The organism is Kitasatospora sp. NEAU-69 (assembly GCF_057158765.1).
The window spans coordinates 9,563-33,133 of sequence record NZ_JBWXUE010000057.1; the positions used below are offsets into that span (position 1 = coordinate 9,563).

Below are 23,571 nucleotides of genomic sequence, written 5' to 3' on the forward strand. Positions count from 1 at the left end.
ACCACCATTAGCCAAATTGTCGAACCCAATCTCGTCGAGGTCATGCACCTCCCCCCCCAGGACCTGGGCACCGGGCAGGCCACCCGCCGGGTGGTGCTGATAACCGACGGCGAGGACGACTGCTCGCCGCCGGACCCGTGCGACGTGGCCCGCGAACTGGCCGCCCAGGGCACCCACCTGGTGGTGGACACGCTGGGTCTGGCGCACGACGACAAGGTCCGCCAGCAGCTGCTCTGCATCGCGAACGCGACCGGCGGCAGCTACACCGACGTGCACAGCCAGGACCAGCTCACCACCCGGGTCAAGCAGTTGGTCAACCGCTCCGACAACAGCTACCGGGCGACGCCGGCCGACATCGCCGGTGCGGACAGCTGCGCCGCCGCGCCGCTGCTCACCCCGGGCGTCTACGCCGACCGGGAGAAGTTCTCCGAGCACCGGGTCTACCGGGTGTCGGTCCGGCCCGGCCAGGAGCTGCGCGCCTCGGTGAGCGTCACGCCGGACCGCGCGGTGGCGCGCGACTACGGTGTGCTGCTGCAGGCCGACGACGACGCGGGCCAGGAGCTGGTGCGCGGCGCCGACGCGGGCAGCGGTCGCACCGACGTGGCGTCCACCGGGCTGCGCTGGTCCGCACCTGCCGCCGCCACGGCCGATCCGACGGCGTCGAGCACCACCACCGGTGCGACGGCCGACGGACAGCTGGTCTGCCTGGTCGTCAGCAACTCCTTCGCCGGTCAGCCGGGTGTGCAGGCCGACCCCGGTCTGCCGGTCGAACTCTCCGTGGACGTGGTGAAGGCTTCGCCCGCACCGGCGGGCCCGGCGCTGGGGCTGGGTCGGGGCTGGATCATGCTGCTGGTGCTCACCGGCGCGGGTCTGGTCACCGGTCTGCTCTGGGGCTGGATCGCACGCTGGCGGATCGCCGTCTGGCAGGAGAACTGACGATGCGCGGAAAGCTCTCGACCACCCGCCCGATCACCCTCTCGACCACCCTGCTGATCGCGGCAGCCGTGGCGGCACTGCCGGGGGCGACGGCGGCCCAGGCGGACGCGCCGTCCGCCTCGCCGTCCGGCACGGCGTCCGGCCCGGCGCCGGCGACCGGCTCAGGCACCTCCTTCCTGACCGCGACCACGCTCGCCCCGGGCCAGCCCGCCGAGGTCTCGGCGGCCACCGGCGACTACCTGTACTGGGCGTTCGCCGCCTCGGCGGGCCAGACCGACACGGTCCGGGCGGACGTCACGCTCGCGCCGTCCGCCGACCGGCACGGCCCGCAGACCTGGACCGTGGAGGTCTTCGACGGCCTGCGCCGCCGCCAGTCCTGCACGGCCGGACCGCAGAACGGCACCGGCGACCAGACCACCGGCTCGGTCTCGCTCAGCTGCACGCTGCGTCAGATCCGCTCCTGGGCCGAGCCCTGGTCGGGCGACCCGCTGCCGGGCACGTACTACGTCCGGCTGTCGGTCTCCGACGTGCAGCAGCCCGACCTCGGCCTCGCCGCGCAGGTGCGGCTGCACGTGGACGCCACCGGCGGGGCGGACGACGCCCAGCCGGAGGGCGGCGCGCTCAAGGCCGCGCTGGTGCCGCCGGTGAACCCCGGCGTGGCCGCCTCCCCGGGCGCCACCGCCGCGCCGACCACGGTGCCGACCGCCGCCCCGACCGCAGGCTCGACGCCCGGTGGCGCGCTGGTGGCCGTGCCGAGCGTCCCGGCCGGGCACTGGTACTCCGGCCTGTTCTCGGGCTGGAACACCCGCTGGTTCTGGACCCTGGGCGGCGCCGCGCTGGCCTCGCTGGCCGGCGTCGGCGGATTCACGCTCACCCGCCACCCGCGCGGCTGGCGCCGCCGCCGGCCGCCGTTCGGCCAGCCGTCGTCCTGAGCAACCGTCACCCCGTCTCGGGCCCGGCACGCCTCGTCGTGCCGGGCCCGAGTCGTCACCGGCGCCGTTCGCCACGGGCCTATCCTCGGAGCATGGCGACGGATGAACCGGATCGGACTCCGGACTGGCGTACCGAGGGCGTGCGGGTCATCCCCGGCGACGCGCTCGACGTGAACACCCCGCAGACGCCCGGGATGCAGCGGGCCGCCGCGATCACGCAGGCTCGGGCGGGGGCGGAGAAGCTCTGGGCGGGGACGGTCACGATCCAGCCGGGCGCCCGCACGGGGGCGCACCACCATGGCGAGTTGGAGAGCGTGATCTACGTGGTCAGCGGCCGGGCCCGGATGCGCTGGGGGGCGGACCTGGAGTTCACCGCCGAGGCCGGGCCGGGCGGCTTCATCTTCGTGCCGCCGTTCGTGCCGCACCAGGAGATCAACGCGCTCGATGACCAGCCGCTCGCCTGCGTGGTGATCCGCAGCGGCCAGCAGCCGATCGTGGTCAACCTGGACGTCACGGGCGTGGCGGAGCCGGTGACCGTGCGCTGGGTCGATCCCACCCACCCGGCGGAGGACTGAGCCGGCGGCCGTCAGCCCGTGCGGTGGTAGTAGCCGACCGAGATCCGGACCGGTCCGTCGCCGGGGGCCGTCGAGAGCACCTTGACGATGGCCAGGTCCTGCCCGTCCTGCCGGCGGACGCAGAACGCCTGCGGCGACGGCCGGGCGGCGAGCGGCACCGAGGGGACGGGTTGGCTCTCGGTGCCCTGGACGCAGTCGGCGGGCGTGAGTTCGCCGCCCGGTGCGAGGTAGGCGTCGCTGTCCTCGGGGATCGAGAAGTCGGTGGTGTTGCGGCTCAGCGGCCAGGCGGCGCTCTCCTGGGGGACCACCGTGCCGTTCCTCAGGTCGAACTCGTGCGCCTGGTCCGGCGCGGTGAGCGCCCGGTCGGTGTAGACGGCGGTGTAGCCGGGGGTCTGGGCGGCCTCGCTCGGCGTGGCTGTGGGCGCTGCGGCGGGCGAGGTGGCGGGTATTGCGGCGGCCTCGTCGCCGTCGTCGGCCGGGTCGAGCAGCAGGAACGCGCCGCCGGCGCCGAGCAGCAGTGCCCCGGCGAGCATGGCGGCCAGCAGTGCCGTCCGCTTGGCGCTGCGCCTGGGCCCGGGCCCGGGCCCGGGCCTGGGCTCGGGCTCGGTGCGCCCGTTCGGCTCCCTCGGCGGCGGGGGGAGCAGGACGGTCTGCGACTCGGACTCGGCCGGTGCCGGCGCCAGCAGGGTGTGGGAGAGCTGGGCGTCCGTGATCTCGGCCTGGACCTGCTGCGGCAGCCAGTCCTCGGAGAACCGCAGCGCCCCGCCGGCCGGGAGCCGGCTGCGGGCGTCCTCGATCACCTGGGCGGTGGTCGGCCGCTCCGCCGGGTTCTTGGCCAGGCAGCGCAGGATCAGCCGGTGCAGGCCGGGCGTCACCCGGGTCAGGTCCGGCTCCTCGTGGACGGCCCGGTACAGCGCGGCGGGTTCCGGCCCGGCGCCGAACGGCGGTATGCCGCCCGCGACATAGGCCGCGAGCGCGCCGAGCGCGAAGACGTCGGTGGCCGGGGTGGCCGGCTCGCCCAGTGCCTGCTCGGGCGCCATGAACATCGGCGAGCCGATCCGCAGGTCGGTGCCGGTGAGCTCGCCGGCGTCGGCGGCCCGGGCGATGCCGAAGTCGATCACGCGCGGCCCGTCGGCGGCGATCAGCACGTTCGCCGGCTTCAGGTCGCGGTGCACCACGCCGGCGCCGTGGATCGCCTGGAGTGCTTCCGCGATGCCGGCCATCAGCAGCAGGACGGTCCGCTCCGGCAGCGGTCCGTACTGCTGCACGACCCGTTGAAGCGAGGGGCCGGCCACGTAGGCGGTGGCCAGCCAGGGGGTCGCGGCGTCGGTGCCGGCGTCCACCACCTGGGCGGTGTAGAGGCCGTGGATCCGGCGGGCGGCGGCGACCTCCTGGGCGAACCGGTGCCGGAACTGCGGGTCCTGTGCCAGTTCGGGGCGCACCACCTTGAGCGCGACCGGCCGTCCGCCAGGCGTGTACGAGAGGTAGACCCGGCCCATGCCACCGGCGCCCAGCCGGGCGAAGAGCCGGTAACCGCCCACCTCACGCGGGTCGTCGGCGGACAGCGGCTGGAAGCCGGGCGGCGGCGGGGTGCTGAGCCGGGGTGCGGACATGGGCGCGCTTTCTCGGTGGACGGCCGGGCGCCTGCGCGGCTGGACGGGGGGTGCGGGACCCGAGTGCGAAGCTGGTCGCGCTCCGGCCGCGCAGGCACTTGAGAAGAGTGCCGGACACCGGATGAGGATTTAATGAGGCGCCGGATGAGGGCCTGCATGAGGCGCCGCATGAGGCGGACCTCGCTTTGCTCAGCCGCTCACCACCAGCGCGGGCCGGGCGGCATCGGCGTCGGCCCCGGCATCGGCCCCGGCGTCGGCCTCGATGACGGCCTCGCGCAGCGGGGAGATCATGCCGCGCCAGACCAGGCCGATGAAGCGGCTGAACCGGTAGTTCGGCGGGAACCCGTCCAGGTGGGCGGCGGGTGCGCTGATCCGGCCGGTCAGCTCGGCGCCGGGTGGGCAGTGCAGGTCGGGCGGCAGGTCGCCGGCGTTGCGGAGCAGGGCGAGGAGGTCGGCCGGGGCGCGGAAGTCGGCGGGCTCGACTTCTCCGGTGATCATCGTGCGGAAGACCGAGCCGGCCGCCAAGTCCAGCTCACGGGCGGCGCGCAGGGCTTCACCGTCCGGCCGGGACGCCTCGGGGATCGAGCGCAGCAGGACCGCGACCGCCTCGTCGACGAAGTGCGCCAGCACGGCCGGATCCCGCACCAGGCGGTGCAGGGCCGCCTCGAAGTGGGTCTCCTGGCGGCCGTACAGCTCGCCGTGGCCGACCTCGATCCCGAGTTCATCCCCGAGCAGCCTCCGGTCGACCTGCTCGGGATCCTGCCAGGACGCCCGGTAGTTCCTGGCGATGGCGCCGGCCAGGGCGTCCGGGGAGCGCTCGAAGAGGAGCTCCCGCAGCAGCTCGCACAGGTCGACCATGCGCACGCCGCCGGCCGTGTGCAGCAGGCGCAGGGTGCAGCGCAACAGGGACTTCTGGAAGAGGTAGAGGCTGAGCCGGAACTCCAGCCCGCGCAGCCACTCCTGCTCGGTCATGGTGGCGTGTCCGACCACCGTGTCGCCGGTCAGCTCCGGATCGCTGATGTCGACCGGGAGGTGGCGCACGATCAGCTTCTGCTCGTGCCTGAACTTCTCCCGGGTGTAGTCGGTGTTGTTCAGCAGCAGCAGTGAGAAGACGAGCGGTGCGCCGCCGGCACTGAGCACCTCCTCCACGCCGTCCAGGAAGCTCTCGTAGGTCTCGCCGGGCATGCCCCAGATCAGGTCGGTGTAGGTGGGGACGCCCAGGTCGCGGAACTCGGCCTGGAGCTTGCGGAAGTTGTCCGCCCGGATGTTCGAGCGGTTGGCCAGGTCGAGCGCGGCAGGGCTGAACGACTGGGTGGAGAGCGTCACCGGGGCGAGCAGGCCGCCGTCGCGCAGCAGCGAGGCCATCTCGACGATGCGCTTGTTGCTGTTCTTGGCCCAGGTGACGAAGAAGTCCGGTCGCTTGCCGTGCCGGGCGCAGATCTCCACCAGCATCCGGGCGATCTCCACGTCCCGCGCCAGGATGCCGAAGTTCGCGTCGGCGAGCGCGAGCATCATGTGCGGGCCGGCGGTCGCCACGATCCGTTCCAGGTCGGCCGCGATCCGCTCCATCGGGAACTGGCGGACCTTGGAGTTGGTGGCCCCACCCCAGTAGCAGAACGCGCAGCTGTAGGGGCACCCACGGTTCGTCTCGTAGACGAGCAGCGAGGTCTGCCCGAGCTCGGCGTCCGAGTACGGCGCGAGCGGTGAGGGCACGGTGGCGAGGTCGGCGATGCGTTCGGCGGCCTTGGTGGTGACCAGCTCGCGGCCCGCACCACGGCCGCGCCAGTGGCTGAGCCCGGCGATCGACCCGAGGCCCTCGCCCGCGTGCAGCAGCGACCTGAGCAGTTCGACGAACCTGAGCTCGCCCTCGCCGTGCACCAGCACGTCCACCCAGGGCGCCTCGGCGAAGAGCGCGTCCTGCTGGTAGCTGACGTCGTTGCCGCCCATCACGATCTGACAGCCCGGCCAGGCCGCCTTGACCCGCCGGGCGAGCTCGACCGACTTCGCGCGGTTCCAGAAGTAGACCGTGAAGGCCACCAGCAGGGGATCGTCCAGGGCGGCCAGGATCTGCTCGCAGGTCTGCTCGAAGACCGGGCCGCGGGCGAGCAGCGCGTGACGGCTGAACGTGCAGTGCGCCGCGATCTCGGGGTCGGCCTCGGCGGCCGCCTGCAGATAGCCCAGCGTCGGGCTGTAGTTGGCGCCCGCGATCGCGGTCAGGTCCACCAGGTGCACCTGGCGGCGCCGGACTGCCGGGGCGGTGGTCGGCACGGGGGTGGGCAGGGGAGTGGGCAGGGGCGCCATGGTGCCGGTCATCCCGCCGTGGTCAGGTCGGCCTGCTCGACGGCCTCGGCCGGGCGGGGCGGCCGGACCACGCCGCCGTCGGGCGCCGGCTGCTCGTACCGCAGGCCGAGCCGGGGCGAGGTGACCAGGCGCAGCTGGGAGCCGGTGTCGTAGAGGTCCTGCGGCCTGATCTTGACCAGGTCGAGGCGCTCCTCGTCCTCGGGGCTCATGGCGGGGGCGGGCACCGCCTCGGTCACGGCCGGCGCGGGCTCGGACTCGGACTCGGTCTGGGCCTCGGCGTCCTTGCCGTGCATCGCGTCGAAGAGGTCCGAGATGCCGCCGACGATCTCGACGAAGGCCGCGTTGGGGCGGATCGTGCGCTCGGCCGGGGTGCCGGTCAGCCGCTGCGCGAGCCAGAAGTAGCTGGCCTGGCCCTGGTACTGGTCGTACATCCGGGCGACCATGGCGAGCATCCGGGTGTACGCGTTGCGGTAGAGCGACTCGTAGAACGCGCTCGCCGCCGCCTCCTCGACCGCGCCGTCCACCACCGCGACGATCGACGCGGCCGCCAGCAGCGCGCTGTACGAGGCGAGGTGCACGCCGCTGGAGAGCAGCGGGTCGAGGAAGCAGGCCGCGTCGCCCGCCACGAAGTACCCAGGGCCGCAGAAGTCGGCGGCGACGTAGGAGTAGTCCTGCTCGACCCGGGCCTTGGAGATCCGGTGGTCGCCCTCCAGCAGCGAGCTGACCGTGGCCGACTCGTTGACCAGGGCGGTGAGCATCTCCTCCAGCGAGTCGTGCTCCCGGCGCCGCTCGCGGAAGGCGGTCTCGTGCATCACGAAGCCGACGCTGCGCCGCCCCCCGCGCAGCGGGATGACCCAGTACCAGCCGTCCGGCGAGGAGATGATGTTGCTGCCGCCCTGCGGAGTGTCCGGCAGCAGCTGCTCGCCGTCCCAGTAGCCCCAGATCGCGACGTTGCGGAACACCTCGTGCCGGGTGCGGCTCTTGAAGTGCTGCGCCGTCAGCACACCGGCCCGCCCGGAGGCGTCGATGAGGAAGTCGAAGCGGGTGGTGCGGAGCTCCTCGGGCGCATCGCCGGACACCCACTCGGCGGCGACCGGCCGGCCGTCCTCGAAGACGATCCGCTTCACCGTGGCGTTCTCGACGACCCGGGCGCCCTGCTCCGAGGCGTTCTTCAGCAGCAGGTGGTCGAATTCCGACCGGTCCACCGACCAGGAGCGTACTTCGGGTCCGAACAGCTCGGTCCAGTCGGCCGCCCAGTTCTTCTCGGTGCCCCAGGCGAACAGGCCGCCGTGCTTGCTGACGAAACCGAACTCGTCCACCTTCTGTGCCGCGCCGGCGAGCTCCAGGATGGAACGGCAGGACGAGGCGAGTGCCTCCCCGATGTGATAGCGCGGGAATGCGTCCTTCTCCAGCAGGAGGACGTCTACTCCGGCCCGCGCGAGCAGGGCTGCCGAGAGCGAGCCGGCCGGTCCGCCGCCGATCACCAGGGTCTTCACATCGGCTGTACTTGACGCCATCTGGCCCTCCGTCACTTGAACTACCGCACACGAACGGAAGTCACCCTAGCGGCCGGTCGGCCTAATTCCCAGCAGGTATTGGGCCATTGGGGGGATATGCGACTGGATTGGCGAAGTGCTGTGATGGTATGCCGCCGGAGAATATCGGACCATCAGTAATTCCTATGTACGGAATATGTCATCAGCAGCCCGCAGTAGCAATGGAGTTCATGCGAATGGATGAGGTACTCGGCTGTTCCGTGGCCTGGTGCGCCGCTATAGTTCAACCTGTTCGCGCACGTTTTTTGAATTAAGGATCGACCTGTGCGATCCGTGTGCGAACAGCCGCTGAAATGTGCATTCAGTAGAAGGGCTTTCCCCATGATGTCAGTCCGACGGCTCGCGCTGTCCCTCGCGTGTGCCACCTCCCTCACCGCCGCGCTGGTGGCGGCCTCGCCCGCCGTGGCCGTCCAGCCCGCGAACCGTGCCGGCGCCTGTGGCGCGGCCCCCGCGGACGTCGCCGGGAAGTTCGCGGGTACCTTCGACAACACCCCCGCCGACACCATCTCCGTCACCTTCACCGCACCCCAGTCGGTCGCCACGGAGTGGACCGTGCAGGGCTGGAACGGCTCCGGCAAGGGCGAGTACGAGCTCAGCGCCACCGGGCCGGAGTGGACCAACTCCGACACCGTCAACGGCCCGATCACCGGCGTGGACAACGAGGTCTACCGCAGCGTGAGCGTCACCTGTGCCAACGGCGACAGCACGGTCACCACGATTGCCGGCCTCGTCGACGCCGGCGACGCGCAGATCCCGTTCACGATCAACCGTCAGTAGTCCCCGTCGGCCGCCCGCCGGGACGGCTGTCGCACCACCCAGGCCGCTGAAATGTGCATTCAGTAGAAAGGCGTTTCCCATGATGTCGATCCGACGGCTCGCGCTCTCCCTCGCGTGTGCCACCACCCTCTCCGCCGCGTTCGTGGCGACCACCCCCGCGGTCGCCCTCGCCCCCGCGCAGCACCGTGCCGGCGCCTGCGGCGCGTCGGACCAGGACTACAACGGCAGCTTCTCGGGCAGCTTCGACAAGTCCGCCGGCGACACGATCAACGTCTCGTTCTCCGCGCCCCAGTCGGCCAGTACGAACTGGTCCGTCGAGGGCTGGACGGGCCACGGCAAGGGCACCTTCGAGCTCACCGCCGGCGGTATCAAGTGGAACAACTCCGATGAGGTCCAGGGCCCGGCCACCGGCGTGGACACCGAGAACTACCACAGCACGGCGATCAGCTGTGACGACGGCACGAGCGAGGTCAGCACCATCAAGGGCGCGGTCGTCGCTCCGACCGCGTCCGGCACGGTGACGTACCCGTTCACGGTCGTCCGCGACTAGCCTCGGCGGAGCGTTCGCACTGCTGGGCTGGTCCACCGTCTCGGAGCGGTGGGCCAGCCCATCGGCGTGCGCTGAAGGATGCGCTGCTAACGCAGCAGCACGCCGAGCTCGGGCGTGATCTGCTTGGCCGTCAGGCCGGTCTCGGCTGCGAGGTCGGCGATGCCGAAGGTGTACCACTCGTGCGTGACGTCCACCTCGCGCACCACCTCGCCGTCGCGCAGCACCCGCCAGGTGGCCGACCAGCGCATCTGCTCGGCGCCGCACGGCTCGCCGGAGAGCCACGCCTCGTAGGACTGCTCGCCCAGCGTGTGGTTCGCGATCCGCATCGGTGCGACGGTCTGCGGGGTGCTGATCGCCATCAGCTCGACGACGATGGGCGCGCCCGCCGGCAGCCGGTCGAGCAGCCTGGCCCACAGGTCGGCGCGCTCCGCCCGGTCCAGGTAGCCGAGCACCCCGCAGATCACCACGGCTGAGAGCCGGTCGGGCAGTCGGACATCCTGGGCGCTGTCGGCGAGCACGGTCACCCGGCGCCGCAGGTCCTCGTCCCGCACCACCCGGCTGGTCAGCGCGGTCCGCATGGCGGGGGACGGCTCGACGGCCAGGATCCGCGCCTCGGGCAGCGTCCGGGCGATCACCTGGGTGGCCCGGCCGGTGCCGGCGCCGAGGTCCAGCACTGGGCCGTGGCCGGTGTCGGTGCCGGTGAGCGCCGTGGCGAGCAGCGGGTCGCTCTGCGTCCAGCGCTGCACGCCGACCAGGTCGTAGAACTCGGCGGTCGGGGAGTAGTAGTCGATCACGGGGGTGGTGTCTCCGTTGGTAGAGGTGTTCGTAAAGACGTTCGTCAAGGTGTTCAAAGGCGGTAGGCGGGCACTGCCGGGAGCAGCGCGTCGGCGAGGGCCGCGAGCACCTGGTCCCGGTACGGGACGAGGTAGAAGTGGTCGCCGGGGAAGGTCCGCAGGGTGAAGCCGCCGGTGGTCGCGTGGGCCCAGTCGCGGGCCTGGGCGACGGTGAGTTCGGTGTCCGCCAGTGCGGTGAACGCCGTCACCGGACAGTCCAGGGTGCGGCCGAGGGTCGGGCGGTAGGTCTCGATGAGCCGGTAGTCGGCCCGGATCACGGGCGCGATCAGCTGCCACAACTCGGCGTCCTCGAAGAGCAGCCGGCTGGTGCCGCCGAGCCGGGCGAGCTCGGCCCGCAGCACCTCGTCGCCGCCCAGGTGCACCGTGCCGGTCATCAGGTGCTCGACCGGTTCGCGGGCCGAGACGATCAGCCGGACGGGCCCGGGTGCCGGCAGCCGCAAGGCCACCTCATGGGCGACGGCAGCTCCCATACTGTGCCCGAAGAGGGCGAGCGGCCGGTCGTCGAGGGGCGCCAGCGCACGGCTGAGCGTCTCGGCCATCGCGGTCAGGTCGGTGGCCGGCGGCTCGGTGAACCGGTCCTCCCGGCCGGGATACTGCACGGCCGTCAGCTCGATCCACGGCGGCAGCAGCGCCGGCCAGCCGCGGAAGGCGCCCGCGCCGCCGCCCGCGTGCGGGAAGCAGACCAGGCGCACGGCGGCCTCCGGCCGGGGCTGGTAGCAGCGCAGCCAGGGATTCGTCATACCGGCATCTCCGCAGTCAGATCGGTCAGGTCGGTCAGGTCGGATGGGTGGACGGGCTGTGCGTGCGCGCCCTCGATCAGCTCGGGCCGCCCCAGCCGGTCGGTCAGCTCCAGCCACATCCGGCTGACCGTCAGCGAGTACTGGCCGCGCCGCACCCGCAGGCCGTCGTCCAGGATCGCCGCGCGCAGTTCGCCGAGCGCCTGGCGGACGGCGTCCGGCCAGAGCGTCGCGAAGGTCTGCCGGAACGGCTGCGGCGGCTCCGCGCCGAGGACGGTGGTGGTCGGCTGGTCCAGGTGCGCGGTGTCCGGGCCGTCCAGTTCGAGGCGCCCGCCCGGGGCGCGCGCCACGTGCAGCCGGGGGCTCCAGAGCACCGGGCCGTGGGTGTCGGCGAGCGTCAGGGTACCGGCGTCGGTGCCGAGCGTGACCCGGTGCAGCAGGTGGGCGTGGTTGTCGGGATCGCGCGGGTCGAGCTGGTTCTGCACCCGCAGGGTCAGCGGCACCCCGGCGATCACCCCGTGCAGCAGCCGGAACGGCACCGGGGCCCCGGTCGCGGCCCGCACGTCAGCGACCGGCGCCGGATCGGTGAAGGCCCACGGACCGAGCCCGCCCAGCGCCCGGCCGAGGATGTCCAGCAACGGCAGCAGCACCTGACTCGAACACGCGCCGTCCACGTATCGGAAGCCGCCCTGCGCGCGCAACGCCCGCGCCGCGGCGAGGAAGCGCCGGACCGGGGCCACGTGCGGATAGAACGAGTTGAGCTGGTACTGCACGCCGTGCGCCCGCGCCGAGCGCAGGCAGTGCGCCACCTCGTCCGGATGGGCCGGCTGCTCCTGGAGCACGTGCACCCCGCGCGCCAGCAGCGCCCGGGCCAACTCGCCGCCGGGGCCGCCGGCCACCGCCGAGCGGACCACCACACAGGCGGCCCGGACGTCCGGCGGCAGCTCGTCGACCCGGGTGTAGTACGGCACGCCGTACTCGGCCGCGCAGTCGCGCGAGCGCCGGCTGCCGTTGGCCAACACACCGGCCAGCTCGAAGCCGGGCGGGCCGGTGCGCAGCGCCTCCAGGTAGAACCGGCCGAAGACGGTGCCGCAGACGACGGTTCGCAGCGGCTTGCGCAGTGGCTCGCGCAGCGGTCCGGTGCCCGCGCCGGCGGCGGTCACAGCGCGCCGACCACGGTGGTGAGGCCGAGCGGCGCGCGGGAGACGTCGAGCGTGACGCCGGGGGTCGAGCCGAGCAGGTGGACCACCTCGGTGGGGGAGAGCACCTCGGCCGCGTAGTGCAGTCCCGGTGGCACCCGTCCGGCCAGCGTCGAGGCGACGCCCAGTGCGCCGACCGTCGCGGTGACCCGGTAGCTGTCGGTGGTGCCGAGCGTCGCGGTGACGGTGGTGTCGGCGCCGGCGGCGGCCGGCTGGTACGCGAACACCATGCGGTAGTACGGCCGGCGGCCGACCAGGTCCAGTTCGCAGGCCCTGACCAGCCGCTCGGCGGCCGCGTCGAGCGAGCGGCCGGCGCCGCCGAGCGCGCCGAGCACCTCCCGGACCCGGCGGCCGGGGAACACGTTGAACCAGTCGAGCTCGGCCAGGCCGAGCGCCTGGGCCAGCCGCTGCGCCTCGGTGCTCAGATAGGGCTGCACCGCCACCGTGCCGGGGAAGAACGGCAGTTCCACCTCGTCCTGGGCGCGCAGCGCCCGGCTGACCCGGCGGCCGTGCCGCCAGGCGGCCAGCGACTCGCCGTACGGCTGGACGGGCTCGGCCGCGCCGGGGTCCGCACGGGGGTCCGCGTTGGCGGGGGCGTCGGCGCCCAGCGAGAGCACCAGATCGGCCGCGACCGTGCGGCTGCACCGCTCCAGCCCGCCGGTCCACACCGCCAGCCGACCACCGGCCCCCGCAGCACCGCTCTCGCCGGCGGCGCCGGGCTGCTGCCCGAGCAGCCACCGGGGCAGCAGCCCGGACAGCCCCGGCAGCATGCCCGCGGAGAGCACCGCGCTGCGCCCGAGCGCGGCCAGGTCCAGCCCGGCCAGCTCGGCGTGCGCCGGATCGTCGCCCGCGACGTCCACGTAGTCGGCCCCGGCGGCCAGGGCGGCCCGGGCCACCCGGCCGCGCACCAGGTACGACGGCCCCGCGCAGTTCAGCACGACCGTGCAGCCCGTGCAGAACTCCCGCAGCCGGTCGGGCCGGTCGAGGTCGACGGCCCACAACTCGGCCGGGCCGCCGGGCTGATCGGCGGCGGCCGCCGCCAGCGCCTCCGGCCGCCGGGCCCCCAACCGCAGGTCGCCGACGCCGAGTTCACGCAGCGCCCGGACTGCCGCCCGGCCGACCGCGCCGGAGGCGCCGAGCACGCCGACCAGAGCGCGGCCGGGCGCCTCCCAGTCGCAGAGCCCGCAGCCGCAGCCGCCCGTCATCGGCCATCACCGTTGAGCCCAGCGCCGTTGGGCCCATCGCCGTCGAACCCGGCGCCGTCGAGCACGTCCGCGTCCAGCAGGCCGCGCACAACTGCCGCGCGCGGCCCGGCGATGCAGCTGAAGTGGTCGCCCTCGATGTCCTGGATCCGCAGCTCGCCGAGGCAGATCCCCTGCCAGTAGGCGCTCATGTCCTCCTGGAGCCCGGGCAGGAACCCGTACTCCCCGGTGTGCCGCAGGAACGTGAGGTCGCCGACGTACGGCTGCGCCCGGTGCCTGGTCACCGCGAACAGGCTGTGCCGGAAGATCCGGTACTGCCGGGTGAGTTGGGCCAGGTCCAGCGGCCCGGTCAGCAGCTCGGCGGCCTGCGCGAGGGCGGCCAGGCGCTCCTCGGGCCGCCGGGCGGCCAGCTCCCGGAAGCACTGCGCGACCTTGTCGAACGGTCCGTCCAGCGCGGCCAGCGCACCGGCCCCCAGCCGGCCGGGGGTGGCCGCGAGCACCGCGTCGATCGCGTCGCCGAGCGCAGCCCCGTCGGCCGGGAACCCGACCGTGCCGGGGTCGAGGCCGAGCGAGAGCGCGAAGGTGTACTCGGCGAGCAGTTCGTCGTGCACCTCGAACGGCGGCCGGTAGCAGCTGATCACGGTCAGGTCCGCCACCTCGGCACCGGCCTCGGCAAGCGCCCGGGCGACCTCGGTGGCGATCAGACCGCCCATGCAGTAGCCGACCACCCGGAATCGGCGCGCGCCGCCGGCCAGCAGCGTCTGCGCGTACTCGCCGCCGAGGCGGGTGATCAGCAGGGCCGGGTCCGAGTCGAGGTACCGCTCGGGTGAGCCCGCTTCGAGGCCGACCAGCGGTCCGGCGGCCGGGCGCCGGCGGTACTCGTCCAGCAGCGCCTGGTACGGCAGCAGCGTGCCGCTGCCGTCGTGCACCAGCACGGTGACCGGGCCGTCGACGGGGCCGCTCACCAGCGGCACCGGCGTGACCGGGCCGTCGTCCGCCCTGGGCTGCGGGATCCGGTCGCCGCGCGTCGCCGCACCGCGCAGGTAGCCGGCGAGTGCCGCGACCGTCGGCCGCTGGAGCATCTGCCGCAGCAGGTGCTCCCACTCGATGCCGGCCGCCGCCGGTTCCGCCTCCCGCAGCCGGCCGACCAGTCGGGCCACCAGCAGGGAGTCGCCGCCGAGTTGGAAGAAGTCGTCGTCCCGGCCGACCTCCGGGCGCTCCAGCACCTGGGCCCAGAGCGCGGCGATCCGGCGTTCCAGCTCGTCCACCGGCTGCGCCGAGACGGGTGTGCCCGCGTCGAGCCGGCCGGGTTCGGGCAGCCGGCGGCGCAGCCGGGCGCGGTCGATCTTGCCGTTCGCGGTGAGCGGCAGCTCGTCCAGGATCTCCAGGTGTGCGGGCAGCAGGTAGTCGGGCAGCCGTTCGGCCAGATGGCGGCTCAGCTCGTCCCGGTCGAGCGCGGCCCGGTCGGTCTTCGGACGGGCGAAGAAGATCTGCTGTCCGGCGAGCGAGAGCACGTCGTCCGTCGCGGGGAAGCAGAGCGGTACCTCCGCCCCTGCCTCGCTCAGCAGCCGCATCCACTGATGGTTCGTCAGGAAGGTCTGGTCGGCGGCCTGTCGGACGTCGGCGAAGCCACCGCTGAGCCCGTCGATGAACTCCATCGAGACGAGCAGCGGGTGCCGCTCAAGAGTCGCCTCCATGAACACCAACCAGCCGCCCGGCGCGATCAGTTCGCGCAGCCGGCGGAGCGAGACGGCCGCGTCCCTGGAGTTGTGCAGGACGTTGGCGCAGAGCACGACGTCGAAGGAGTTCGCCGCCAGGCCCTGTGCGGCGGCGTCCTCGTTGACGTCGAAGAGGCCGTAGCGCACCCACGGGTACTGTTCGAAGCGCTGCCGTGCCTCGCCGAGGAAGAACTGCGAGATGTCGGTGAAGAGGTAGTCCACCTCGAACTCGGCGAGCGCCGGGATCAGGTCGATGCTGGTGCCGCCGACCCCGGCGCCGACTTCCAGCACGCGCAGCGGCCCGGACCGCGCCGGCCCGGACCGCTCCGGCCCGGACTGGCGCTGCCCGGCGGCGAGTTCGCGCAGCCCGGCGACGGCCACCCGGTTCAGCGAGCGGCTGACCAGGTTGTCGCGGTAGGCGGCCTCGGCCACGTCGAGGTTGCCCTGCGGGAAGAGCAGCGCCAGCGGGTCCTCCTCGCCGCGCAGCAGCTCGGGCAGGTGCTCGCTGCTGGTCCGCACCAGGCGCAGCAGGTCGGTGCCGTAGTCCAGCTGCCGCCCGAGCTCCTCCAACTGCCGCCAGCCCTGCGCCGGGTCCACCGGATCGTCGGCGGGGAGTCCGGCGAACCGGCCGGTGGCCGGGTCGTGCCGCAGCCGGCCGGCGCCGGTCAGTGCGCGCAGCCAGCGGCGGACCGCCCGGGTGTGCCGGGTGTGGGCACCCAGCGCGGCGGCGACCTCCTCGACGGTGTGCGCGGCATCCGGACCGGCGAACAGGCCGGCTGCACGCAGCGTGCGGCCGATGGCGGCCAGCGCGACCTCGTCGGCGAGTGCCAGGAAGGTGCTGAGCAGCCCAGGATCGACCGCCGCGCTGATCGCCGCCCCGGTCGCGGCCGCGGTGGCGAGCGCGGCCGAGTCGGCCTCGGTGAGCGGGAGTTCGGCGGGCACGGTGGTGGCGAAGGCGGCCAGCTTGCGGGCGGTGGGATCGTCACCCGTCACCAGCGCCACCGCCGAGGCCACCGCCGGGTGGGTCTCGGCGGCCGCGGCGAGCTCGGCGGGTTCGACCCGGTGGCCGCGGATCTTCACCTGGTCGTCGATCCGGCCGAGCAGTTCGATCTCGCCGTCCGGCAGGTAGCGGCCGAGGTCGCCGGTGCGGTACATCCGCTCACCGGTGCGGGGGTGGTTGACGAACCGCTCGGCGGTCCGCGCCGCGTCCCCGAGATAGCCGAGCGCCAGGCCGGCGCCGGTGATGTACAGCTCGCCCGGCACCAGGTCCGGGCAGTCCTGCCGGTGGGCGTTCAGGACGTGCCAGCCCTGGCCGGCCAGCGGCGTGCCGTACGGGACGCTCGGGCCGGTCAGGCGCCGCGGGTCGATCGGGTGGACGATCGACCAGATGGCCGCCTCGGTGGCGCCACCGAGGCCGATCAGCTCGCAACCGGGCAGCCGCTCGCCGATCCGCCGGGCCAGCGGGACGGGGATCCAGTCGCCGGAGAGCAGCGCGAGGCGCAGCGACGGCAGGTCGCTCGGGCCGGCAGCGCTCGGGTCGGTGGCGCTGGTCCCGGTGGCGCTGGGTCCGGCGAGCAGGTAGCTCTCGAGCATCTGGAGCTGGGCCGGCACGGAGTTCCAGAGCGTGACGCGGTGGCGGTCGATCAGTTCGGCCCAGTGTGCGGGGTCGGCGCGCCGCTCCGCATCGGGCAGCACCAGGCAGCCGCCGCGGGCGAGCGGCCCGAAGAGGTCGTACACCGAGAGGTCGAAGCCGAGACCGGCCAGGCCGAGCACCCGGTCCTGCGGGCCGACGCCGAAGCGCTCGTTGATCTCGGCGACGGTGTTCCAGGCTGCCTGGTGGCTGACCATCACGCCCTTGGGCGTTCCGGTCGAGCCGGAGGTGTAGATCACGTAGGCCAGGTCGTCCGGGGTGGCCCGGGGTTCGGGCAGCTCGCGTACGGCGTCGCCCGTGGCCGCCGTGGCCGCCGTCGCCGCCGTGTTCGCGACGGTCAGCACGGGGACGCCCGGCGCCGGCGGGTCGATGGCGAGCCACGGCTGGGTGAGCACCGCACTGGCCCCGGCGTCCGCCAGGACGGCAGCGCGCCGGGCCGGCGGCTGGTCGGTGTCGACCGGGAGGTAGGCCGCGCCGGCCAGCAGGACCCCGAGGGCGGCGGCCACCTGCTCCCAGCCCTTGTCCATCACGATGGCGACGAGCCGCCCGGCCGGGTCGCCGTGGGCGGCCAGCGAGTCGGCTACCGCTACTGCCTGGTCAAGCAATTGACGATACGTCAGCGTCGTCTCGCCGGAGATCACGGCGATCCGCTCCGGCGTCGCGAGTGCCTGGGTGAGCACGCCCTCGTGCAGCAGCCGGGCGGGCGCCGCCTGTGGCCGTGCCGTCGCGTTGATCCGCTCGCGGCGCTCGCGCTGGGCGGCGGGCAGCTCGACGACCGTCGGCAGTGCCCAGGCCGCGTCGGAGCCGGCCAGCCGGTGCACCGCGTCGGCGAACGCGGCGAACGCCTCCTCGGCCAGTCCCTCGGGGAACACCTCGCGGCGCACGTCCCAGCCGAGCAGCAGCGCGTCCCGGTCCTCCATCACCTGGCAGTCGATCCACACCTGCGGGGTCCGGCTGGACCCCAGGACGATCTCGCCGGCGTGCAGGCGCGGCAGTTCCCCGGCGTCGCTCGCGCCAGCACCACTCGCGCCGTCACTGCTCGCGCCGTCGGTCTCTCGGCCGTCGCCGAGCCCGACGGTGCTGGTGAACACCACCGGCATCAGCGCCGCCCGGTGGCCACGGCGGCGGCCGAGTTCGCGCAGCACCTCGACGCCGGAGCACATCCGGTGGTCCAGGTCCTGCCACAACCGGGCCTGCACCGCTGCTGCGCGGGCGGCGAACGGGCCGCCGTCCGACCAGTCCACGCTCAGCAGCTCGACCGAGGTGAAGTCACCGACCAAGCGGCCGACTTCGGGATGCAGCGGAAGCCGGTTGAACATCGGCAGGTCCAGCGTGAACGCGGACTGCCCGCTCCACCGGCCGATCACCTCCGCGTAGGCGGCGAGCAGCGCGACGGTCGGGGTGACGCCGTGTGTGGCGGCCCGGCTGCGCAGCTGCTGCCAGGCGGCGGCGGGCAGTTGGGACTGCAGGCGGTCGAAGAGCGGGGCTCCCTCAGCAGGCGCCCCGCCCTGCGCGCGCAGCGGCAGCGCCGGGGCGGGAGCCAGCGGCGCCGCCGCGCCGTCCGCGCCCGCCGGCCCGTCCGCGCCGTCCACGGCATCCGCGCTGTCCGCGTCCAGTCGGCTCCACCAGTACGCGCGGTCGCGCTCGAACCGGTCGTCGCGCAGGCCGCGTTCGGCCGTCAGGTAGTCGCGGTGGCGGATCTCCAGCGCCGGCAGCGGGTCCTCGGGACGCAGGCAGAGCTGCTCCAGCTCGCCGAGCAGTAGCTGAACGCTCGCGTAGTCGCAGATCAGCAGGTCGATCGCGAGGTGCACGACCACGTCCGCATCGCTTGCGGTGACCCGAAGTTCGTTCAGCGGCCACTGCTCCGGGCGGAACTCGCACGCGGTCAGCTCGCGGCGGGCGCGCTCGACCGCCGCGCGGCACTCCGCCTCGGGCGCACCCCGCAGATCGGTGATCGCGATCTGCTGCTCGGGCACCCGGCGCTGCACCTGCTGGTAGCCGTCGGCGTGCACGATGGTCCGCAGCGCGTCGTGCCGATCCACCAACTCCCGCCAGGCCGCCCGCACTCGGCTCGGCTCGAAGCGCGGGAACCGGACCTCCAGGTATGCCTGGCAGCCGATCCCGCCGTACTCGTACGCGGCGCTGCGCCCGAGCAGGTACGAGGACTGGACGTCGGTGAGCGGGAACGGCTCGTACCGGCCCGCCGGATCGGCCGTCAGCTGTGGTGCGGCCGCGGCGCGGCGCAGTTCGGCGAGGACGGCCTGCTTGTGCTGCTTCAGCTGTTCCAGCCGGGTCGCGGTCATCACCTGGCGGGGTGCCCGGTAGCGCAGCAGGCCGTCCTCCTCCCACAGCCGCACGCCGACGTTGTGCAGCTCTTCGATGAGCTCGCCGGCCATCAAGGCGTCCGCTCCACTGTTCGACCCTGCGCTGTTCAAAGCGTGCCTTCCTCGGTGTCTTCGGCCTCGGTGTCGAGGTGTTGGCGCTCGATGAGCTTGCTGAGTCCCGCGATCGTCGGCTCGCCGAGCAGTTGGCGCAGGGAGATGTCGCAGCCGAACTCGGCGCGCAGCCGCTGGACCAGCCGGGTGGCCTGCAGGCTGTCGCCGCCGAGCGCGAAGAAGGTGACGTCGCGCGGCACGGTGGCCCGCCCCAACAGCCCTCCCCACAGCGCGGCGAGCGCTGTCTCGGTCGGGCCGCGGGGGGCCTCGGTGGCCGCTCCGGTGGCCTCGGCGTCGGCCGCCGGTGGCTTCAGCGCCGCCCGGTCGAGCTTGCCGTTGGGCGTGAGCGGGAGCGCGTCGAGCAGGGTGTAGCCGGACGGACGGGCATGCGGCGGCAACCGGTCGGCCACGAACGCCTGGAGCTCAGCCGGCTGGAGCTCGGCGGGCTGGAGCTCGGCGGGCTGTTGCTCCCCCGGCTGCGGGGCGGGCCGGACCGTGGTCACGAACGCGTGCAGGCGGTAGCGGCCGCGCTCGCCGACCGGGACCACCACGGCCTGCCGTACTGCTGGGTGGGTTTCGAGGGTGGTTTCGATTTCGGTGGGTTCGGTGCGGTGGCCGTTGATTTTGAGTTGGTGGTCGGTGCGGCCGAGGAATTCGATGGTGCCGTTGGGCCAGTATCGGCCGAGGTCGCCGGTGTGGTACCAGCGGGTGCCGTCGGTGTGGTGGGTGAATTTGGTTGTGGTGTGGTGGGGTTGGTTGCGGTAGCCGGTGGCGAGGCTGTGGCCGCTGATCCAGAGTTCGCCGGGGACGTGGTCGGGGCGGTCGTGTCCGTGGGTGTCGGTGATGCGGTATTGCTGGTTGGTGAGGGGGTGGCCGTAGGGGATGGAGGTCCAGTGGTGGGGGATGTGGGTGGTTTCCCAGTGGTTGGACCAGATGCCGGCTTCGGTGGCGCCGCCGAGTGCGATGAGTCGGCAGTGGGGGTGGGTTCGGGTGAGGCGGGGGTGGAGGTCGAGGCCGATCCAGTCGCCGGAGAGGAGGGCGAGGCGTAGGGGGGCGGTGAGGGGGGTGGTTTGGGTGGTGGTGAGGAGCATGTCGAGGAGCATGGGGACGCTGTTCCAGATGGTGGCCTGGTGGGTGTTGGCGTGGTGGATCCAGCGTTCGGGGTCTCGGCGTTCGTTTTCGTTGATGAGGATGAGGGTGGCGCCGGTGGTGAGGGTGGCGAAGATGTCGTAGACGGAGAGGTCGAAGTCGAGGGCGGAGAGGGCGAGGAGGCGGTCGTGGGGGCCGACGTGGTAGCGGCGGTTGATGTCGGTGATGGTGTTCATGGCGGCTTGGTGGGTGACTTCGACGCCTTTGGGTTCTCCGGTGGAGCCGGAGGTGAAGATGACGTACGCGAGCGCGTCGAGGGCGACCGGCACCGGCCCCGCCAACGGCTCGAACCCGTCGGCGGCGTCCTCCCGGGTGATCGCCAGCCGGACGCCGGCGGCGGAGAGCATCCGCTCGCGCCGGATCGCCGGCTGATCGGGCCCGATCGGCAGGTAGCCGGCGCCGGCCGCCAGCACGCCCAGCACGGCCGCGAGTTGACCGGGCCCCCGGGGCAGCGTCACCGCCACCAGGTCACCGGGTCGGACGCCGTCGGCGACCAGCATCGCGGCGACCCGCAGCGCGCGCTCGGCCAACTCCGCGTAACTGAGCCGCCCGCCCTCCCAGAGGCAGGCCGTCCGGTCCGGCTCAGCCGCCGCCAGGGTGAAGAAGCCCGCGTGCAGCGGCTGTTGCGGCAGTGGCCCGGCGGTCGCGTTGACGGCGGCCCGCACCGCGCGCTGCTCGGCGGGCAGTAGCTCGGGCACCGGCGCCGACCAGTCGGCCTGGCAGACCCAGTCGAGCAGTTCGCCGTGGGCGGCGAACATCGCGTCGAGCACGCCCTCGGGGAACAGCTCCGCTACCGCGTCCCAGGTGATCAGCAGACCGCCGTCGCGCACCATCACCTGTTCGTCCAGCCAGACTTGGGGCGTCTGCGAGACGGCCCAGACTGGACGGCGCAGGCCGTCGCTGAGCGTGTCGGCCACGCCGAGCGCGCTGGTGAAGACGACCGGCAGCGCCGCCTCGCCGCCGCCGTCCTGCCCGGCCGCTTCGCGCAGCAGCCCCAGCACGGGCGCGCCGCGGTGGTCGAGGTCGCGCCAGAGCTGTTCCTGCAGGCGGCGGACCCGCTGCCCGAACGGCTCCGCGGGCACCGGCTCGTGCGCCACCGGCAACAGCGAGGTGAAGTCGCCGAGCACCCGGTCGATGTCGGGGTGGACGTCACGCCGGTCGAAGAGCGTGAGGGCCAGAGTGAGCTCGCGGCGGGCACTCCAGGTGCCCAGCACCTCCGCGTAGCAGGCCAGCAGCACCGCCGAGGGCGTGCAGCCGTGCCGGCGGGCACGCTCCTGGAGCGCCTGCCAGCGGGCGGGCGCGAGCCGGCTCTCGCGGCGGACGAAGCGCGGCCGCGTGACGAGTGCGGGGTCGATGGCGAGCGGCAGCGCGGGCGGTGGTGGCAACTCGGGGATCCGCCGCCGCCAGTAGCCCTGCGACCGCTGCGCTTCGGCCGCGGTGGGCTCGACCTGAGTGACGTAGTCGCGGAACGAGACGCCCAGCGGCGGCAGTTCGGCCTCGGGATCGCGGTAGAGCAGCTCCAGCTCGGCGAAGAGGATCATCATGCTCAGCCCGTCGACGAGCAGGTAGTCCAGGCCGATGCCGACCCGGGCCCGGCCGGCGCCGTACCGGACGGCGCGGACGTCGAAGAGCGGCCAGCTGGACGGGTCGAGGACCTGGTGCGACATCTCCTCGCGCAGCGCCGCCAACGCGGCCTCCACCGCTGGGCCTTCGGCTTCGGGGCCTTCGACCTCGGGGGCGTCGATCAGGGGGACGGTCAGCCGGGGCCGTTCGGCGAGGATCCGCTGGCTGCCGTCCTCGTCGAAGACCACGCGGAGCATCTCGTGACGGTCGATCAACCGGTTCCAGGCGGCTTCGAGGCGGCCCGGATCGAAGTCGGTCTCGTCGAACTCGCAGTAGTAGTACGAGCCGACGCCGCCGAGCGTGAACCCCGGCGACCGGCCGACCCAGTACGCGCGCTGCAGTTCGGTCGGCGGGAACGGGAGGTGGCGCGCGGCCGGGTCGGCGGTGAGGCACGGCAGTTGTTCCGGCGTCGGGCCGGCGGTCAGCGCGGCGGCGAAGTCCGCGAGGACCGGGGTGGCGAAGAGCGCACTGATCTCGGCACCGGCCACGCCGGCCGCGCGCAGCCGGGCCACCACCTTGGTGGCGAGCAGCGAGTCGCCGCCGAGCGCGAAGAAGTCGCTCTCACAGGGCGGTTGTGGCACCGCCAGGACCTCGGCCCAGATCTCGCTCACCAACTCCTCGACGGGCGTGCGCGGTGCGGTTCCGCCGTTGCTCGCCACGGCGGCGGGCGCCGAGGCGAGCAGCGCCGCCCGGTCGACCTTGCCGTTCGCGGTCAGCGGGAGCTCGTCGCGCAGCAGCACGGCCGCCGGCACGGCGTGCCTGGGCAGTTGGCCGCGCAGGAAGGCGAGCAGCTCCTCGGGCGTGACCGAGCGGTCGGCCGGGACGGCGTGGGCCAGCAGCCGCGGGCGCGGCCCGTCCTTGCTGACGGTCACGATCGCCCGGCGTACTGCTGGGTGGGTTTCGAGGGTGGTTTCGATTTCGGTGGGTTCGGTGCGGTGGCCGTTGATTTTGAGTTGGTGGTCGGTGCGGCCGAGGAATTCGATGGTGCCGTTGGGCCAGTATCGGCCGAGGTCGCCGGTGTGGTACCAGCGGGTGCCGTCGGTGTGGTGGGTGAATTTGGTTGTGGTGTGGTGGGGTTGGTTGCGGTAGCCGGTGGCGAGGCTGTGGCCGCTGATCCAGAGTTCGCCGGGGACGTGGTCGGGGCGGTCGTGTCCGTGGGTGTCGGTGATGCGGTATTGCTGGTTGGTGAGGGGGTGGCCGTAGGGGATGGAGGTCCAGTGGTGGGGGATGTGGGTGGTTTCCCAGTGGTTGGACCAGATGCCGGCTTCGGTGGCGCCGCCGAGTGCGATGAGTCGGCAGTGGGGGTGGGTTCGGGTGAGGCGGGGGTGGAGGTCGAGGCCGATCCAGTCGCCGGAGAGGAGGGCGAGGCGTAGGGGGGCGGTGAGGGGGGTGGTTTGGGTGGTGGTGAGGAGCATGTCGAGGAGCATGGGGACGCTGTTCCAGATGGTGGCCTGGTGGGTGTTGGCGTGGTGGATCCAGCGTTCGGGGTCTCGGCGTTCGTTTTCGTTGATGAGGATGAGGGTGGCGCCGGTGGTGAGGGTGGCGAAGATGTCGTAGACGGAGAGGTCGAAGTCGAGGGCGGAGAGGGCGAGGAGGCGGTCGTGGGGGCCGACGTGGTAGCGGCGGTTGATGTCGGTGATGGTGTTCATGGCGGCTTGGTGGGTGACTTCGACGCCTTTGGGTTCTCCGGTGGAGCCGGAGGTGAAGATGACGTACGCGAGCGCGTCGAGGGCGACCGGCACCGGCCCCGCCAACGGCTCGAA

At 73.2% G+C, this 23,571-nt stretch carries 14 protein-coding genes; 5 read left to right on the forward strand and 9 right to left on the reverse strand.

The window, feature by feature from the left end; genetic code table 11:
- From AC060L_RS35910 to AC060L_RS35920, 3 genes are all read left to right on the forward strand, one after another.
- Positions 1-936: vWA domain-containing protein (locus AC060L_RS35910; RefSeq protein ID WP_483803192.1), on the forward strand; the 936-nt coding region annotated here is incomplete at its 5' end.
- 2 nt (positions 937-938) lie between these two features.
- Positions 939-1,868, forward strand: coding sequence for a peptidase (locus tag AC060L_RS35915; protein WP_483803193.1), 930 nt, complete (start codon positions 939-941; stop codon positions 1,866-1,868).
- A 92-nt stretch (positions 1,869-1,960) separates the two neighbouring features.
- On the forward strand, positions 1,961-2,443 hold the full coding sequence (locus AC060L_RS35920; protein ID WP_483803194.1) for a cupin domain-containing protein: 483 nt from the start codon (positions 1,961-1,963) through the stop codon (positions 2,441-2,443).
- Positions 2,444-2,454: 11 nt separating this feature from the next.
- On the opposite strand, the gene AC060L_RS35925 is transcribed toward AC060L_RS35920, so the two are convergent.
- From AC060L_RS35925 to AC060L_RS35935, 3 genes are all read right to left on the reverse strand, one after another.
- Positions 2,455-4,056 carry a serine/threonine-protein kinase gene (locus tag AC060L_RS35925; RefSeq protein ID WP_483803195.1) on the reverse strand — a complete coding sequence of 534 codons (1,602 nt, stop codon included), beginning with the start codon at positions 4,054-4,056 and terminating at the stop codon, positions 2,455-2,457.
- A 189-nt stretch (positions 4,057-4,245) separates the two neighbouring features.
- The gene (locus tag AC060L_RS35930) at positions 4,246-6,369 is read right to left on the reverse strand and encodes a radical SAM protein (RefSeq protein ID WP_483803196.1); all 2,124 of its coding nucleotides are present in this window, start codon (positions 6,367-6,369) and stop codon (positions 4,246-4,248) included.
- Positions 6,366-7,874, reverse strand: a complete 1,509-nt coding sequence (locus AC060L_RS35935; protein WP_483803197.1) for an NAD(P)/FAD-dependent oxidoreductase — start codon at positions 7,872-7,874, stop codon at positions 6,366-6,368. The genes AC060L_RS35930 and AC060L_RS35935 overlap by 4 nt, the downstream gene beginning before the upstream one ends.
- Positions 7,875-8,234: 360 nt before the next feature.
- Here AC060L_RS35935 and AC060L_RS35940 point away from each other — a divergent pair, with 360 nt between their 5' ends.
- Together AC060L_RS35940 and AC060L_RS35945 are read left to right on the forward strand one after the other, a co-directional pair.
- Entirely contained in the window at positions 8,235-8,690 is a 456-nt protein-coding gene (locus AC060L_RS35940; RefSeq protein WP_483803198.1) for a hypothetical protein, read from the forward strand.
- Between the two features lie 79 nt (positions 8,691-8,769).
- Positions 8,770-9,240 (forward strand): hypothetical protein, encoded by a 471-nt coding sequence (locus AC060L_RS35945; RefSeq protein ID WP_483803199.1) that lies wholly within the window; start codon positions 8,770-8,772, stop codon positions 9,238-9,240.
- 86 nt (positions 9,241-9,326) lie between these two features.
- Here the strand turns inward: AC060L_RS35945 and AC060L_RS35950 are convergent, their stop codons facing one another.
- The 6 genes from AC060L_RS35950 to AC060L_RS35975 are packed head-to-tail and all read right to left on the reverse strand — an operon-like array spanning position 9,327 to position 23,550.
- Positions 9,327-10,034, reverse strand: coding sequence for a class I SAM-dependent methyltransferase (locus AC060L_RS35950; protein WP_483803200.1), 708 nt, complete (start codon positions 10,032-10,034; stop codon positions 9,327-9,329).
- Between the two features lie 53 nt (positions 10,035-10,087).
- Positions 10,088-10,834, reverse strand: coding sequence for a thioesterase II family protein (locus AC060L_RS35955; RefSeq protein WP_483803201.1), 747 nt, complete (start codon positions 10,832-10,834; stop codon positions 10,088-10,090).
- A complete protein-coding gene (locus tag AC060L_RS35960; RefSeq protein ID WP_483803202.1) occupies positions 10,831-11,994 on the reverse strand; it encodes a Gfo/Idh/MocA family oxidoreductase in 1,164 nt (387 codons plus the stop codon). Before AC060L_RS35960 ends, AC060L_RS35955 begins: the two co-directional genes overlap by 4 nt.
- Positions 11,991-13,235: a saccharopine dehydrogenase NADP-binding domain-containing protein gene (locus AC060L_RS35965; RefSeq protein WP_483803203.1), complete on the reverse strand. Its 1,245-nt coding sequence runs from the start codon at positions 13,233-13,235 to the stop codon at positions 11,991-11,993. Before AC060L_RS35965 ends, AC060L_RS35960 begins: the two co-directional genes overlap by 4 nt.
- Positions 13,232-18,997: a non-ribosomal peptide synthetase gene (locus AC060L_RS35970; protein ID WP_483803204.1), complete on the reverse strand. Its 5,766-nt coding sequence runs from the start codon at positions 18,995-18,997 to the stop codon at positions 13,232-13,234. Before AC060L_RS35970 ends, AC060L_RS35965 begins: the two co-directional genes overlap by 4 nt.
- A gap of 35 nt (positions 18,998-19,032) precedes the next feature.
- Complete coding sequence (locus tag AC060L_RS35975) at positions 19,033-23,550, reverse strand: amino acid adenylation domain-containing protein (RefSeq protein ID WP_483803205.1); 4,518 nt, start codon at positions 23,548-23,550, stop codon at positions 19,033-19,035.
- Positions 23,551-23,571 lie beyond the last annotated feature (21 nt).

Excerpts from the sequence above, each read along its gene's own strand:
- AC060L_RS35920 (WP_483803194.1), top strand. The coding sequence starts at position 1,961 with ATGGCGACGGATGAACCGGATCGGACTCCGGACTGGCGTACCGAGGGC.
- AC060L_RS35925 (WP_483803195.1), bottom strand. The coding sequence starts at position 4,056 with ATGTCCGCACCCCGGCTCAGCACCCCGCCGCCGCCCGGCTTCCAGCCG.
- AC060L_RS35935 (WP_483803197.1), bottom strand. The coding sequence starts at position 7,874 with ATGGCGTCAAGTACAGCCGATGTGAAGACCCTGGTGATCGGCGGCGGA.
- AC060L_RS35955 (WP_483803201.1), bottom strand. The coding sequence starts at position 10,834 with ATGACGAATCCCTGGCTGCGCTGCTACCAGCCCCGGCCGGAGGCCGCC.
- AC060L_RS35970 (WP_483803204.1), bottom strand. The coding sequence starts at position 18,997 with ATGGCCGGCGAGCTCATCGAAGAGCTGCACAACGTCGGCGTGCGGCTG.
- AC060L_RS35915 (WP_483803193.1), top strand. The coding sequence starts at position 939 with ATGCGCGGAAAGCTCTCGACCACCCGCCCGATCACCCTCTCGACCACC.
- AC060L_RS35945 (WP_483803199.1), top strand. The coding sequence starts at position 8,770 with ATGATGTCGATCCGACGGCTCGCGCTCTCCCTCGCGTGTGCCACCACC.
- AC060L_RS35930 (WP_483803196.1), bottom strand. The coding sequence starts at position 6,369 with ATGACCGGCACCATGGCGCCCCTGCCCACTCCCCTGCCCACCCCCGTG.
- AC060L_RS35940 (WP_483803198.1), top strand. The coding sequence starts at position 8,235 with ATGATGTCAGTCCGACGGCTCGCGCTGTCCCTCGCGTGTGCCACCTCC.
- AC060L_RS35965 (WP_483803203.1), bottom strand. The coding sequence starts at position 13,235 with ATGACGGGCGGCTGCGGCTGCGGGCTCTGCGACTGGGAGGCGCCCGGC.